This window comes from Mesorhizobium sp. M4B.F.Ca.ET.214.01.1.1 (assembly GCF_004791545.1).
GTDB classification, from domain to species: Bacteria; Pseudomonadota; Alphaproteobacteria; order Rhizobiales; family Rhizobiaceae; genus Mesorhizobium; species Mesorhizobium abyssinicae.
The window spans coordinates 473,984-488,376 of the sequence record NZ_SRUX01000001.1; the positions used below are offsets into that span (position 1 = coordinate 473,984).

The window sequence follows — 14,393 nt, forward strand, 5'->3', positions numbered from 1 at the left end:
CGGCGCCGTCATGGCCGGCATCGGCGGGCGTCGGACATGGATCGCGCTCGCCTTCCTCGTCCTCGGCAGCCTGACCGAAGGCGTCTCGATCCTGCTGCTCATCCCGTTGCTGCATCTGATCGGCAAATCCGACCAGGATTTCGCCATCAGGCTGCCCGACAATGCGTTGCTGCACTGGCTGGCGCCTGGCGGGACGCTTGGGCTGGCGACGGTGCTTTGCCTGCTCGTCGGCCTCGTCGCGCTGCAGGCGGGCTTCAACCGCTTCAAGTCCGTTTACATGGCGCGGCTGCTCTACGACTTCGTCAACCGACTGCGCATGGATCTGTTCGAGGCCATCGGCAGGGCGCGCTGGGGCATCTTCGCGCGCACGCGCAGCTCCGATCTCGACCACGCGCTGACCGGCGACATCGACCGCGTGCAGGCCGCCGCCTTCTCGCTGCTGATGCTGGCGCAGACCGCCGTGCTGCTGGCCGGTTATCTGGTGGTGTCGCTGTTCATATCGCCGGTGATGACCTCGTTCGCCATCGTCATCGGCGTGCTGATGTTCGTTGCGTTGCGGCCCTTCCGCTCGCGCGCGACGGCCTATGGCCGCGTGCTCACGGCCAATCGCCAGGACCAGTACCGCACGGTCTCGGAGTTCCTCGGCGGCATCAAGGTGGCCAAGAGCCTGAATGTCGAGGCGAGCTACTTCGCGCAGCTGCGCGCGACGCTGGAGAAGATGAAGGCCGACAACCTCAACTATGTGCGCAACAGCACGATCGGCACCGCTTTGTTCCAGGTGGCGAGCGTCATCGGCCTCAGCCTGTTCATCTACATCGCGCTCACCCGCTTCCACCTCTCGCTGGCCGAGATCGTCGTGCTGCTGCTGGTCTTCATGCGCATCGCCCCGCGCTTCATGGACATGCAGACGCAGGCGCAGCAGCTGCTGATCAACCTGCCGGCCTACGCCTCGATGCAAGGCCTGCAGACGCGCTTCGACGCCGAGCGCGAGCCGGCGGGAAGCCAGAGCACGCAAGGCGCGAGGCTCAGCCTCGATGTCGGGCTCAACATACGCGATGTCTCGCTCGCCTATGGCGGCCTTGCCGATGCCGTGGAGGGCAAGGCGGTCGTCAGCGGCATCACCTTCGGCCTTCCCGCCGGCAAGGTCACCGCGCTGATCGGCCCCTCTGGGTCGGGCAAGAGTACGATCGCCGACATGCTGCTTGGCCTGCTCGAACCGTCGCAAGGCAAGATCCTCGCCGACGGTGTCGAGATCGGGCCCGGAAACCGCAGGCTTTGGCGCGACCAGGTGGCCTATGTGCCGCAGGACGTGTTCCTGCTGCACGATACGATCGCGGCGAACCTCCGGCTCGCCGCGCCGCAAGCCAGCGACGCGGAGCTGTGGACGGCGCTGCGCTCGGCGCATGCCGCCGATTTCGTCGAGCGGCTGGAGCAGCGCCTGGACACCGTGGTCGGCGACCGCGGCATCCGGCTCTCCGGCGGCGAGCGCCAGCGGATCGCGCTGGCGCGGGCATTGCTGCGCAAGCCGTCACTGCTCATCCTCGACGAGGCGACCAGCGCCCTCGACTGGCAGAATCAATCGCTGATCGCCAAATCGATCGACGGGCTGCGCGGCACGATGACGATCCTGACCATTGCGCACCGGCCTTCGATGATCGCTTTCGCCGATTGGGTCGTGGCCATCGAGAACGGCCACATCGTCGAGGTCGGGCAGTATCAGCGCTTGAAGGCGAAATCCGGCAGCCGGCTGTCCAGGATGCTGTCGGGCGAGCAAGCGGAACGAGAGGTAGCCGACGCCGGCTGAGGGCGCTCGGTCGGCCGTTGCTGCGGGACGCCGCATTGGAGCGGTTCAGCGTTTCATAGAATCGCCGGCCCGCTCTACTCGCTACGCAATTTACCTGAAATTGTTCTAGCGGATGCTGCGCCTGGCGCTGAACTTCTCCCCTTCGGCAGCCTTCGGTGCGCCCAGGCTTCTTTCAGCCTCGCGCATCCTGTCGGCCGTGGTCGGCACGCTCCTGGCAACCATGAGAAAGACCAGCACAAAATAGCCGGCCTGGATAATGGCGGCGCAGATCACGGCGCGCAGCACGATCGTGCCGAGCGAGGCGCCTTCGAAATAGGACCACGAGATCACGATCGCGAGGGCGAACAGCATCCCGAAGATGAATTTTGGCAGTGACATCTCCGTCGATCCATCAACCGACGCGAGCATGCAAAAGTGACGGCTTACCCACCCGAGTATCTCCCCATGCGCCACGCGAGCTATTCCTGCTGCTCGCTTTCGACCGGTTGCTTCCGGCCTTCCCAACCTATCCAAACTCTAACAGGAACATTTTGCGACTCTATTAAGGCGGGGACGCGCGGGCAAGGCCAACGGCAAATAATTTCGAATGGGTTTTCGGCTTCGACTCTGCCATGCTGCGTCGCACACGCAGGCTTCACAGCCGATTGCGAAAAGCGGATTATGCTGCAGTAGAATTTACAATATTAATTAGTATTTTACTGGAATAACTTGCCCATGCGAGTGATTCGGAGGTGAGTTTAAGCGATCCCCTCTGCGACAAGGAACGATCCGCCCAAAAATGGCCTCAAAAAGGCACTACATTTCCTGGTGTTGCTCATATCTTGTCACAAACGTGCCATAAAGGTGAATTTTTGGGCAGCGCACGTTTATTATTTAGTCAATTCATGACGTGACTATTTCATCGCGATGGGAAATTGTGTGTTGCGCTGCAGCATTTTTTTGATATCGTGCCGTAAACCATTCGTTCAACGTATGGAGTTGCGGCATGAGGGATATTGCCAAGTCGGCCGATGCGGGTTTCTCGCATGCCGGCATTGATTTTCCGCCACCGATCGGCGGCCTGCTTAAGCGCAGTTTCGACATCGTCGGCTCATTGGCCGGGCTGGTGCTTCTCAGCCCGCTGTTCCTGATGGTCGCGATGCTCGTGAAGCTGTCCGACGGCGGGACTATCTTCTATGGCCACAAGCGCATCGGCCGCGGCGGCCGCATCTTCCCCTGCCTCAAGTTCCGCACCATGGTCCAGGACGGCGAGCGGGTGCTGGCCGCGCATCTTGCCGCCAATCCGGAGGCCAACGCCGAATGGATCGCGACGCGCAAGCTGAAGAACGACCCTCGCGTCACGCGTGTCGGCCAGGTGCTGAGGAAGCTCAGCCTCGACGAGCTGCCGCAGATTATCAACATCCTGCAGGGCGACATGAGCCTGGTCGGACCGCGCCCGGTCGTGCGCGACGAACTGGAGATCTATGGCAGCGCGGCGGTCTACTATTTGAAGTCGCGTCCGGGACTTACCGGGCTGTGGCAGGTCAGCGGCCGCAACGACGTGTCCTATGACAGCCGCGTTGCCTTCGATCGGCACTATGTCGAGAACTGGTCGCTGTTCGAGGACATTCGCATCATCTTCAAGACAGTGCCTGCAGTATGGATGTCACGCGGCAGCTACTGAGCCGCAAAGCCGGGCTCCGCAAGGAGCGCGGCACCTTCGATTGGGACGCCGTTTCGCATCGGATCGAGCGTCCGGCAGCAAGCTCATCGGGCGATGGGGCAAGCGGATCGGAAACGTTCAGTTGAAAACAGACATATTCGGACTCCTTCGCGACAGCCGTCTGTCGCGCCCCATGATGCCGGCGCGGCTTGCTGTCGCCGGCCTTGCGCTTCTGCTTGCCGTCCCGGCGATCGCCGGCGACTACCAACTTGGACCGCAGGACAAGCTCAACATCCGCATCGCCGAATGGCAGACCGTGGAGGGCACCTTCCGCGACTGGTCGGCCATCAACGGAGAGTATTCGGTCGGCCCCGCAGGAACGCTGTCGGTGCCGTTCGCGGGAGAATTGCCGGCCGTCGGCAAGACCACCGCCGAAATCGCCGCGGCGATCAGCGAGACGCTGCAGCGTAAGCTTGCGCTTTCCGACAAGCCGGAAGCCTCGGTGGAAATGGTGCAGTTCCGGCCGTTCTACATTTCTGGCGAGGTGCAGAGCCCCGGGCAATTCCCGTACGTGCCGGAACTGACCGTATTGAAGGCGATCAGCGTCGCCGGCGGCATCCGCCGCAACGCGGAAAATGGCCCGCAGCAGGATCGCGACCTGATCACCGCCAAGGGCAATTTCGACATCTACGACGACCAGCGGCTTCGGCTCGTCGTCAGGCGCGCCCGCATCGACGCCGAGCTCGCCGACAAGACGACATTCGAGGCGCCGAAGGAAGTCGCCGACGATCCGAAGGTGGCGACGATCGTCGCCGACGAGATGGCGGTGCTGACCTCTGACCAGAAGAAGCTCAAGCTGAAGCTGCAGGCGCTGGACGATCTGAAGAACCTTCTGCAGAACGAGATCGAGTCGCTGCAGAAGAAGATCGTCAACCAGCAACGCCAGGTGGACCTCGCCAAGGAGCAACTCGACAGCGTCGGCGCGCTGGCGCAGAAGGGCCTCGTCGTGCAGACGCGGGTGCTGAATTCGGAACAGACCATCGCCGACCTGCAGGGGCAGATCCTGGACTACGAGACGGCGATCCTCACTGCCAAGCAGTCGATGAGCAAGGCGACGCAGGACGCCACCGACGCCGAAAACACGCTGAGATCGAGCCTCGCTTCCGACCGGCAGCAGGTCGAAACCGACCTGAAGGAAGCAGAACTCAGGGTCGGCATGCAAAAGGGCCTGATGACCGTGGCCTCGGACCCCGCGACGCAGGCGGCCATGACCAACAGCGATCAGCCCGCGCTTCAGTATGTGCTGGTTCGGGTGGTCGACGGCAAGACGAGCGAGATCGCGGCGACCGAGGAGACCCCGGTGCTGCCTGGAGACGTGATCAAGGTGAAGCTGGCGCCGATGACCAGCCAGTAATGCATGCCGCCCAAAAGCGCGCAGCGATTTTGGGACAACGACATGCATAGGAACAACACCTGAGGCGCGACGCGGCTCAGGTGTTCGGCAGGCCGGACGAGTGGGGCGCCGGCAAGAGTTGAAAAAGGCAGCATCGAGTGCCGCCCGGCGGGCGCAGGAGAGCCGCTGAAGAAGTCGCGGAGCGATCCGCTGATGAAGGCCACGAATGCAGCCGGCAACCCGTCACGTCTACCTCAATCTCGACGCGTTGCGCGGTGTGGCCGCGATCTGCGTGATGCTCTACCACTTTTCGCCGTTCCTCGCCGACGGCAAGGTGCTGCCGTCGAGCTACCTGGCGGTCGACCTGTTCTTCCTGCTCAGCGGTTTCGTCATCGCCCACGCCTATGACCGGAAGATCGAGGCGGGGATGGGATTCGGATCCTTCCTGCTGGTGCGGCTGATCCGGCTCTATCCGCTCTACCTCGCCGGCACCTTGCTCGGCGCCTTCTACCTGCTGATCAAGAACACGCTGATGCCCGGCGACTACATGCCGATGTCCGACATCGCCATGATGCTGACGACGGGCATGCTGTTCATCCCGCTGGTCGGCAACGCCTATCACACGATCTTCCCGCTCAATCCGGCCTCGTGGTCGCTGTTCTTCGAACTGCTGGTGAACATCGCCTATGTGCTCCTGTTCTTCGCCCTGTCGAAGCGTGTGCTCTCGGCGCTCGTCGCCGGCAGCCTCGCGCTGTTGATCGTCGCCGCGGTGTTTTCCGGCACCCTCGATTTCGGCATGACCGGCGCGACCATCGCCAGCGGCCTGCCGCGCGTCGCCTTCTCGTTCTTCCTAGGTGTCCTCATCTGCCGGTCGATGGCGCAGGGAGGCACCGGCTTCCTGCAGAGCGGCTACTGGGCCGAGATGGCGCTGCTTCTGACGCTGGTGATCTTCGCCATAGCGCCGGCCGGCGGCGGCGCGCGCGCTGGCTATGATCTGATCTGCGTGGTGCTGCTGTTCCCGGTCATGGTGACGGTCGGGGCGGCGGCGCCCACCCGGCCCGGCCTGGCGAAGCTGTTTGGCTGGCTCGGGCGGATCTCCTACCCGATCTACATCATCCATACGCCGATGCTGATGATCATCGCGGGAGCGGGCAAGGCCGCCTCCATCGATCCGTTCGCCAACCATCCCTGGTTCGGCATCGCCATGGCGGGCGCCGTGATCGTCATCGCCGACGTCGCGACACGCATCTATGACGAGCCGGTACGGCGCTTCCTGCAGCGGCTGACCCAGCGCTCTCGCGCCATCGCCTGAGTTTTTCTCAACGAGAGCAGGCGCTCAGCCGCTTGCGGGCTTCGCTTCCTGGATAGCGACGCGCGTGCGGTGCGGCCGCGCCGCCACGGGCGCCGGGCGCAACTTGAACAGGCCGTAATAGACGACGAACGAGGCCGTGAAATACGGGCCGAGGATCTCGACCTCGAAGAAGGAGCGGAGCAGCATCAGGCCCACCGCGCCGGCAAGCACGACCGAATCGACGCGCCAGTCGCGGAAGATCACCGACGAAACGTGTCCCCAGAAGGACCGCAGGATGACCAGGGCAATGAGCGTCACCCCGACGAAGCCAAGCTCGACCAGCGTCTCGATATAGGTGTTGTGGAAGTGGAAGCCGGTGCGGGTGGTGATGTAGAACTCGGCCCACAGCCGCTCGGCCTCGGCGAAGCCCTGCACCCAGTAGGCGGCGTAGCCATAGCCGAGAATCGGGAATTGCTGCGCGGCCTCCCAGCCCTGCTCCCACAGATAGGTGCGGCCGGTAAGCGTCGAGTCCTTGCCGAAGAGGCCGAGCACGAAGTCGAGCAGGCCGAGATTGAGCGCAGCCATGACCGCGCCGACCAGCGCGCAGGTGCCGACCGTGAACAGCACCCGCCGATAGCGGCGCGACAGGACCTTGCTCACGCCGAGCAGCAGGACGACGCCGACGGCCGCCGGCAGCGACGCCACCGAGGTGGCGGAATGGGCGATCGCCAGCATATAGAGGGACAGCAGGCCGATCGGCGCCGTCCACACCAGGCTCTGCCAGCCGCGCCGGTAGAAGATGGCAAAGACAAAGCAGAAATAGAGGCCGAGCGAGGCGAAGAAGCCGACCTGGTTCTTGGAGCCGAAGGCGCCGACGAAATTGGTGGTCCCGTCGATGGTGTCGAGCGCGTAGCCGCCGACGCGCAGCGAATAGAGCAGCACGAGGAAGATGCCGATCAGCGAGCCGACCACCAGCGTGCGGACACTGACCGTGCGCGCGGCGACATAGGCGCACAATATGTGCGAGAAATACTGCAGCGCCGCCCGCGCCGTTGTGCCGGGCGCATGCGACCAGAACACCGAGAAGCAGATATAGGCGGCGAACAGCAGCGGCAGCCAGGCGTCGGAGAGATGCCGCAGGAACCGCCGGTAGTCGACCAGGATCAGCGGCAGCCAGACCGCATAATAGGCGAGGATGAGAACCTTGCCGAAATTCGTGGAATAGGCGAAGGCGATGACCGAGATGGCAACGGCAAAGGCGCCGTAGACGGCATTCCTGTCCGGATCGATCAACAAGGATTTTGGAATCTTCATACCCCTACCGGATATCTCTTTCGCTGAGCCCTCGGGAGCGGGCTGTCAAAGGCCGGTGCGAAGCCCCGGGGCATTCCCGATCCGGGCTTCCATTGTGCAGTGCAATATAACTTACCGTCCTATCGTGCGGCACTCAACGACAAATGTTGTCGCGGGCAAATGAGCGCCTGCAAGCCATATGGCACAAACGCATGGCGCGAATGCGGCGACGGCGCGTGTCGAGGCGCTGCCGGCCACCCTCGCGCGCCGGCGCTACCACAAGGCGCCGCCGGTGATCTGGATGTTTTCCATGGTGATGCCCCTGGCGGCGTCCGAGCACAGGAACACCGCGAGCGCGGCGATCTCCTGCGGCTGCAACATGCGGCCCTGGGGATTGCCCTTCCTGAGTTCGTCCATCGCCTCCTCGACGCTGCGGCCCTTGCCTTCGCGCGCCACCACCTGGGCGACGTTGCGGCGCATCAGCTCGGTCTCGACCCAGGTGGGGCTGATCATGACGCAGGTGACCCCGTGCGGCGCGCCTTCCAGCGCGACGCACCGGGTGAGGCCGAGCAGGCCGGCCTTGGAGGCGCAGTAGGCGGGATTGTCCTTCCAGCCGACGGTGGCGGCGGTGGAACCGATGTTGACGATGCGGCCCCAGCCGCGCTCGATCATGGCGGGCAGCACGGCGCGAGTGACGCGGAAGGCGCCAGTCAGGTTGGTGTCGACGATCTTGTCCCAGAGCGCGTCGGAATGACCGCAGACCGGCTGCTCGGCGGTGGTGCCGGCAGCGTTGACGAGGATATCGATCGGCCCGAGCGCGCCTTGCGCCTCGGCAACGAAACGGTTGGTGAGATCGCTGTCGCGCACATCGAGATGCGCGGCGTGCACCCTGGTGCCATGCGCGGCCAGCGCCGAGCGGACGCGTTCTATCTCTTCGGCGCCGGGATAGTAGGCGGCATCGGTCCCGCCCGAATCTGGAGCGGCCACGTAAGAGCCGACGGCGACGCTTGCCCCGGCCTGGGCGAGCGCGGCGGCGATGGCGAAACCCATGCCGGAAAAACCGCCGGTGACGATCGCGCTGCGGCCGGACAGATTGGTCATCGAGCACCTCCGGGATCAGACGGCTGCATAACCTCCCCGCCCATCGCCATCAACCTCCCTTGCTTGACGGCTCCAGCGGCTTGCCCAGCCAGTCGCGATAGAAGCCTTCGAGGTCCGGCTCGAAATCATGCACGATCGGATAGCCGGGCGCCGCCGCCTCGACCTCGTGCAGGGTACCGCATTCGGGGCAGATGAATTCCCGGATCTCCATCCATTCGGGATCCGGCAGGTCGCTGTTCGGGTAGATTTCGCGCAGCGTCTCCTCTGTGTCGCGCACGATGATCGCGGCCTTCAGCTTCCAGTTCCGGCGGTAGTCGCCGAAGGAATGGCCGCATTCGCATTTCGTCACCCGCTCGCCACCGCTCTGGCAGATGAAGAGGTGGTCGCCGACCGGCAGCAGGATCGGATCCTTCCAGCCGACGCGATCCTGCAGCACCGCGACATACTTGAAGAAGCGGTCGTCGTCCTTGTAGGCGCTCATGATGCGACGCGTCTGCGGCCAGGGCAGCGTGCCGGCTACCAGATCGGCGATGACTTCCTTGCTGTATGAGGTCATGTCCCCTACTCCACGCCGAAGGTCGATTGGGCATCGACATCCCAGAAGGTCGAAAAATCCCTGGTGAAGCGCGCGGAAAGCTTGATCGCGCTGGCATACATCTTCTTCACCTCGGGCGCGAAATCGGCGGCCTTTACCCGCTCGCGCTCCTTGGCCATCCACTCGGAAACGGGCTTGGCGCGCGCCAGCCGCTTGGCCCGCATCTCGGCGCGGTGGCGCTTGGTGGCCTCGATATTGGCGACCGGGAAGCCCTCCCCGTCCTCGTCGAGCACGATGCCGAAGATGCCTTCCGCCGCTTCCCTGGTGAGAAAACCGTTCTCGACGTCCCAGGCGGTCTTGAGCGGATCACGCTCCAGCACGTCGCCGTAACCGCCGCCGCCATTGTAGGAATGGGTGAAGACGTCGCCGGTCTTGTGCGGCGCGGTGATGTATGGCCCTTCCATCGTCACATGCTGGCCTTCGAGCCGCACCTCCAGTTCCGAGCGATACGGATTGGTGCCGGTGTGGTGCGCCAGCGGCGCGCCTTTTTCGGCAAGCTCGAAGATGTTGGTGTCGCGCACCGCGCGATGTTTCTGGCAGGTCGGCGCCGGATAGCCGCCGCACAAGCCGCCATTGTCGAAGACGCGCGAGGAGTGCTCGGAGGTGACCAGCCGCAAATGGTCGGTCTTCGAAACCAGCCAGGTCGACAGGAAGGAACAGCCGCCGCGATATTTGCCGGCGCCGCCGGAATTGGGAACGATGGAGCGGCCGATATAGAGCATCGGCATGTTCTGTTCCCAGATCTCGATATTGCCCATGTCGGATTCCGGGTTCCAGCCGACATAGGCGGTGTCGAGACCGTCCTTGATGGCAAGTGCGCCGGAGCCGGCGGCGGCGCATTCGAAATGCGCCATGCCGAACAGCGTGCCGTACTGGCTCTGGCCGCCCATCTCGATCATCGGGCTGTTGACCTGGCCGACGAAAGCCTCCTCGACGAAGCCGCGGGCGATGAAGGAGCGCGACAATAGCCGCTGGAAGACGCCATAGGCGGGCAGCAGCAGCGCCCAGGAGGTGGCGGTCGCCACCATCTCGTTGTCCGGATTGGTCCAGGTGCCGTGCGGCAGCTTCAGCTCCGTCGCCATCCAGGCGCCGTCATTGACAAGACCCTCGAAATTCATGTGCTGGGTCAGGGTCACGAACATGCCGCCATCCATGCCGGCCGGCGTGCAGTTCATCGAATGGTAGCCCCAGGGCTGGGTGCCCTCGAAGTCCATGATGATCTTGCCGTCGGTGGTGATCTCCATCTCGATCGGCATGTTGTAGAGCCAGTCGGGATCGCCGAGCGGCTGGTAGCCCGGCTTGCCGGCGGTGACGTGGCCGTAGAAGGTGTGGCCGCGATAGATGCCGGGCACGGTAAGCTGGCGGGTGCGGGCGAGCTGGGCTCGGCGGCCCTCCTCGATGAATTCCTTCGACACCTGCATCCAGTAGTCGAGGCCGATCTCGTCGATCAGCGCCTTGACGCTCTCGCGCATGTCGATGCAGGAGGCGACCTTGGCCTTCTCGTCCAGCACCCAGTAGATCGGCATGCGCAAGTTGCGCTCGCAGCGGATGACATAGTCGCGGCGCAGCTCATCGTTCTCGCCGACCTTCTCGGCGCAGACGAACAGGCCTTCGGTGAAGCGCTCCTGCGCCAGCGCCACGTCGCCGCCGGGGGTGATGCCGCCGGCCTCGAGCTCGTGGCAGACGGCGCCGGCCCAGCCAACGAGCTTGCCGGAATGGAAGATCGGCACCACGTCCATCACATCTGGCACCTGGACGGTGCCGATGAAGGCGTCGTTGTTGGCGAAGATGTCGCCGTCGCGGATCTGCGGGTTCTCCTCGTAGCCGTTGCGGATCATCCATTTGATGAAGCGGCTCATCGTGTGCACATGCACCATGATGCCGTTGGAGAGCGCGATCGCGTCGCCTTCCGGCGTGTAGATGGCGACGACCATCTCGCCGACTTCGCGCACGCCGGGCGAGGCCGAGATGCGGCGGGCCATCTCGCGCGCCGACACGCAGTAGGCGCGCAGCTTGGTGTGCAGCGTCTCGAACTTCAGCGGGTCCTGGTTGCGCAGCTCGAGCTCGGTGATGCCGTCATAGCAGCCGGTCTCTTCCATCAGCCTTTCGGATTCGATCAGCCGCTCGCGGATGCGGAGCGCTGAGGCGGGTTTGTCCAGCATGGCGTTCGGCCTTCTCAAGCGTGGGAGTAGTGGAGCAGCGTCCATTCATCGACGAAGACGCGGTCCTGCGGGTGGACGACGAGCGTCGTCGCCGGATGTTCGATGATGGCCGGGCCGATGACTTCGTGGCCGGGCTGCAGCAGGTCCATCTCGTAGAGATTGGCCTTGTGCCAGCGGCCGCCGATATAGGCTTCGCGCACGCCCTTGTGGGCAGAAGCCGGATCCGGCTTGCCGAGCGGCCGCTTGACCAGCATCGGTTTGACCTTGTCGGCGGTGGCGATCAGCCCGAGCTCGGTGATCGAGAAGCCGGCTTCGCCATAGCGCGAGACGCGGTGGTTGACCTTGGCGTAGACCGCCTCGAACTCGGCGATGACCCTGCGCATGTCGTCGGCCGAAGCGATTGCCGACAGCGGCGCCATCACCTCGACATCCTCGAGCTGGCCGGTGTAGCGCATCATCAGGAACGGCACGGTCCTGACCTTGTCCAGCGCATGGCCGTCGGCAACCATTTCGTCGACCGCCGCCCTGGTCAGATCGTTCCAGACGGCCGTGACCTTGGCGCCGAAGGCCTGCAGCTCGTCGTCGCTGGCGCGCGCGCCGATGTCGATCTGCGTCGACACCGAATGGCGGCGCATGAAGTCGGCGGTGGTGCAGCCGAAGGCCGAGAAGGCTGCGGCGAACTGGAAGGTGAGGATGTCCTTGAAGCCGATGCCCCTGGAGCAGCCGGCAAGATGCAGCGGCCCGGAGCCGCCATAGGACAAGAGCGTGAACTCCGACGGATGGATGCCTTGTCCGGAGATGACGCGGCGCAGCGCGTTGTTGGCGTCGGCCTCGAGCATCTCGATCATGCCTTCGGCGGCTTCCTCGACGCCGACGCCGAGCACCCGCGCGCATTTCTCCTCAAAGGCCTCCCGCGCCTTCTCGACCTGCAGCACGACCTTGCCGCCGAGGAAGTAATGCGGGTTCAACCGGCCCAGAATGGCGTCGCAGTCGGCGATGGTCGGCTCGGTGCCGCCCTTGGCGAAGCAGATCGGTCCGGGATCGGAGCCGGCGCTTTCCGGTCCGAGCGAAACCTTGCGGGTGAGCGGATCGACCTTGAGGATCATGCCGGCGCCGGCGCCGATCGTATCAAGATGCAGCGTCGGCACGTTGAGCTTGAAACGGTCCATCAGCGGCTCGTTCTCGATCCGCGTCTGGCCGCGCGTGATGACGCCCATGTCGAAGGAGGTGCCGCCCATGTCCGAGCAGATCAGCGAGTCGTTGCCGATCAGCTTGCCGACATAGGCAGCACCCAGGATGCCGCCGATCGGCCCGGAGATCATGGTCTCGTGCAGGCGAGGATGGTTGATCGAGGTCAGGCCGCCGAAAGAGAGCAGCGTCTGCACGCCGTATTTGAAGCCGTATTTCTTGGAGACGTCCTCGATGCCCTTGAGCTGCCTACGGCCGCGCGAGGTGGCGTAGGCCTCGATCAGCACCGAGTTCAACCGCGACTGCTCGCGGACGACCGGACGCACCTCGTGACTGGTGTAGACGAGGATGTCGGCGCCGGCGGCGGCGATTTCCTCGCGGCAGATTTCGGCGATGCGCTTCTCATGCGCCGGATTGACGTGCGAGAAGACGGTCATGATGCAGATCGCCTCGACCTCGTCGGCAATCAGCTTCTTGGCCGCCGCATGCACCTCGTGCTCGTAGAGCGGCAGGATGACGTCGCCGAACTGGTCGATGCGTTCGGTCACGCCATGGGTGCGGCGGCGCGGCACCAGCGGATCGGGATGGTGATGGGTGACCGCATGCAGGCGGTCGGCATAGGAATAGTCCGCCCAGGCCTGCAGGCCGCGGCCCATCAGGATCATGTCCTCGAGGCCTTTGGTGGTGATCAGGCCGAGCTTGCGGCCGGTGCGCGACAACAGCGTGTTGAGCATGCCGGTGCCGGAGTAGAGCACCACGTTGACGCCCGAAAACAGGTCCTGCAGCGAGATGCCCCAGGCATCGGCCGCGTCCTCTGCCGAGGCGAGGAAGCCCTCGGCCTCGTTCTTCGGCGTGGTCGCCGACTTGCCGATCTTGAAGTGACCGTCCTGATCGACAAGGATCGTGTCGGTCATGGTGCCGCCGGCGTCGATGCCGATGACGATGGGATTGGTGGTGATCTGGTCCACGGGTCGCTTTCCCTTGCCGAGAATGACCGCAGGCTAGATTCGATCGGCCCGATCGCGCCATATGCCTAAAGACACAATGACGCTTGGGCCGGGTTCGCCGAGAAAAGGGCATGCGCATGGGCACTATCTGGGCGCCGCTGGCCAGGGCGATCGCCGCCACCGGCACGGACCGGCATGTCGACTGCCTGATCGACCTGATCGGCGCCGACATCGCGCATGACCTGGTCACGGTCACCCGCTATTCGGCGACGACGACGCCCGAATTCGTCAAGCATCGGCGCTTTTCGGACGAGATGGTGCGACGCTATCTCGCCAGCTACTACATCTTCGACCCCTTCTATGCCTCCTGGCGGCAGGAGCGCCGGCTGGGCATCCTGCCTCTGAAGCATTTCGCCGACGACAGGGCCAAGCGCGGGCAATACATAGCCGGTTTCCTGGCGCAGTCGGAGATCTGCGACGAGGTCGGCATCATGCTGTCCGACGGCGGCGACTGGTGCCTCGGCATCTTCCTCGATCGCTCGACCGCGTCGTTCAAGGACAGTGAGATCGCGCTGCTCGTCGAGCGGTTGCCGGTGTTCGAGGCACTGCATGCGCTGGACATCAAGGCGCGCGGCAGCGCGTTTTCCCGAACATCGACCCCCACAGGCCCCGGTGCCTCGCCTCAGCAGAAACCGACTGTCCCGGCGAGCCTCTGGCCGGAACTTTCGCTGCGCGAAAGAGAGCTGGTCCAGCTGGTGCTGGCCGGGCATCCGACCGCCAACATCGCCGAGCGCCTCGGCATCACCGTCGGCACCGTCAAGAACCATCGCCGGCGGATCTATGAGAAGCTCGACATCACCACCGAGCGCGAGCTGTTCCTGCAGTTTTTCCAGCACCCGACAGAGAGATAGCGGCAAACTCCGCATCGCACTGCCGTCGTTGCAATGAGATAGGTCATCCGCCTACGCTTTGGGGAG

Annotated in this window: 11 protein-coding genes; 5 read left to right on the forward strand and 6 right to left on the reverse strand. The window is 64.2% G+C overall.

Going from position 1 to position 14,393, the window contains the following annotated elements:
• The first annotated feature begins 10 nt into the window (after nucleotides 1–10).
• The gene (locus tag EN857_RS02210; RefSeq protein WP_127391472.1) at nucleotides 11–1,804 is read left to right on the forward strand and encodes an ABC transporter ATP-binding protein; all 1,794 of its coding nucleotides are present in this window, start codon (nucleotides 11–13) and stop codon (nucleotides 1,802–1,804) included.
• A gap of 105 nt (nucleotides 1,805–1,909) precedes the next feature.
• Here the strand turns inward: EN857_RS02210 and EN857_RS02215 are convergent, their stop codons facing one another.
• Complete coding sequence (locus tag EN857_RS02215) at nucleotides 1,910–2,182, reverse strand: exopolysaccharide production repressor exox (RefSeq protein ID WP_127391471.1); 273 nt, start codon at nucleotides 2,180–2,182, stop codon at nucleotides 1,910–1,912.
• Nucleotides 2,183–2,789: 607 nt separating this feature from the next.
• Here EN857_RS02215 and EN857_RS02220 point away from each other — a divergent pair.
• The 3 genes from EN857_RS02220 to EN857_RS02230 all read left to right on the forward strand — a co-directional run bounded on the left by EN857_RS02220 (nucleotide 2,790) and on the right by EN857_RS02230 (nucleotide 6,151).
• Nucleotides 2,790–3,467: a sugar transferase gene (locus tag EN857_RS02220; RefSeq protein WP_127283223.1), complete on the forward strand. Its 678-nt coding sequence runs from the start codon at nucleotides 2,790–2,792 to the stop codon at nucleotides 3,465–3,467.
• A 172-nt stretch (nucleotides 3,468–3,639) separates the two neighbouring features.
• Nucleotides 3,640–4,860, forward strand: coding sequence for a polysaccharide biosynthesis/export family protein (locus EN857_RS02225; RefSeq protein ID WP_127391470.1), 1,221 nt, complete (start codon nucleotides 3,640–3,642; stop codon nucleotides 4,858–4,860).
• A 205-nt stretch (nucleotides 4,861–5,065) separates the two neighbouring features.
• Nucleotides 5,066–6,151: an acyltransferase gene (locus EN857_RS02230; protein WP_135857912.1), complete on the forward strand. Its 1,086-nt coding sequence runs from the start codon at nucleotides 5,066–5,068 to the stop codon at nucleotides 6,149–6,151.
• A gap of 24 nt (nucleotides 6,152–6,175) precedes the next feature.
• Here the strand turns inward: EN857_RS02230 and EN857_RS02235 are convergent, their stop codons facing one another.
• From EN857_RS02235 to EN857_RS02255, 5 genes are all read right to left on the reverse strand, one after another.
• The gene (locus EN857_RS02235) at nucleotides 6,176–7,444 is read right to left on the reverse strand and encodes an O-antigen ligase (RefSeq protein WP_127391364.1); all 1,269 of its coding nucleotides are present in this window, start codon (nucleotides 7,442–7,444) and stop codon (nucleotides 6,176–6,178) included.
• A 252-nt stretch (nucleotides 7,445–7,696) separates the two neighbouring features.
• Complete coding sequence (locus EN857_RS02240; protein WP_127391363.1) at nucleotides 7,697–8,524, reverse strand: SDR family NAD(P)-dependent oxidoreductase; 828 nt, start codon at nucleotides 8,522–8,524, stop codon at nucleotides 7,697–7,699.
• Nucleotides 8,525–8,573: 49 nt separating this feature from the next.
• Complete coding sequence (locus EN857_RS02245) at nucleotides 8,574–9,080, reverse strand: acetone carboxylase subunit gamma (RefSeq protein ID WP_127391362.1); 507 nt, start codon at nucleotides 9,078–9,080, stop codon at nucleotides 8,574–8,576.
• A 5-nt stretch (nucleotides 9,081–9,085) separates the two neighbouring features.
• Nucleotides 9,086–11,281 carry a hydantoinase B/oxoprolinase family protein gene (locus EN857_RS02250; protein ID WP_127283218.1) on the reverse strand — a complete coding sequence of 732 codons (2,196 nt, stop codon included), beginning with the start codon at nucleotides 11,279–11,281 and terminating at the stop codon, nucleotides 9,086–9,088.
• Between the two features lie 14 nt (nucleotides 11,282–11,295).
• A complete protein-coding gene (locus tag EN857_RS02255) occupies nucleotides 11,296–13,437 on the reverse strand; it encodes a hydantoinase/oxoprolinase family protein (RefSeq protein WP_135857915.1) in 2,142 nt (713 codons plus the stop codon).
• A gap of 110 nt (nucleotides 13,438–13,547) precedes the next feature.
• Here EN857_RS02255 and EN857_RS02260 point away from each other — a divergent pair, with 110 nt between their 5' ends.
• A complete protein-coding gene (locus EN857_RS02260; protein WP_127391359.1) occupies nucleotides 13,548–14,327 on the forward strand; it encodes a LuxR C-terminal-related transcriptional regulator in 780 nt (259 codons plus the stop codon).
• Nucleotides 14,328–14,393: the final 66 nt, after the last annotated feature.

Coding starts and splice junctions, on each gene's coding strand:
- EN857_RS02210 (WP_127391472.1), top strand. CDS start 11: ATGGCCGGCATCGGCGGGCGTCGGACATGGATCGCGCTCGCCTTCCTC.
- EN857_RS02215 (WP_127391471.1), bottom strand. CDS start 2,182: ATGTCACTGCCAAAATTCATCTTCGGGATGCTGTTCGCCCTCGCGATC.
- EN857_RS02220 (WP_127283223.1), top strand. CDS start 2,790: ATGAGGGATATTGCCAAGTCGGCCGATGCGGGTTTCTCGCATGCCGGC.
- EN857_RS02225 (WP_127391470.1), top strand. CDS start 3,640: ATGATGCCGGCGCGGCTTGCTGTCGCCGGCCTTGCGCTTCTGCTTGCC.
- EN857_RS02230 (WP_135857912.1), top strand. CDS start 5,066: ATGCAGCCGGCAACCCGTCACGTCTACCTCAATCTCGACGCGTTGCGC.
- EN857_RS02235 (WP_127391364.1), bottom strand. CDS start 7,444: ATGAAGATTCCAAAATCCTTGTTGATCGATCCGGACAGGAATGCCGTC.
- EN857_RS02240 (WP_127391363.1), bottom strand. CDS start 8,524: ATGACCAATCTGTCCGGCCGCAGCGCGATCGTCACCGGCGGTTTTTCC.
- EN857_RS02245 (WP_127391362.1), bottom strand. CDS start 9,080: ATGACCTCATACAGCAAGGAAGTCATCGCCGATCTGGTAGCCGGCACG.
- EN857_RS02250 (WP_127283218.1), bottom strand. CDS start 11,281: ATGCTGGACAAACCCGCCTCAGCGCTCCGCATCCGCGAGCGGCTGATC.
- EN857_RS02260 (WP_127391359.1), top strand. CDS start 13,548: ATGCGCATGGGCACTATCTGGGCGCCGCTGGCCAGGGCGATCGCCGCC.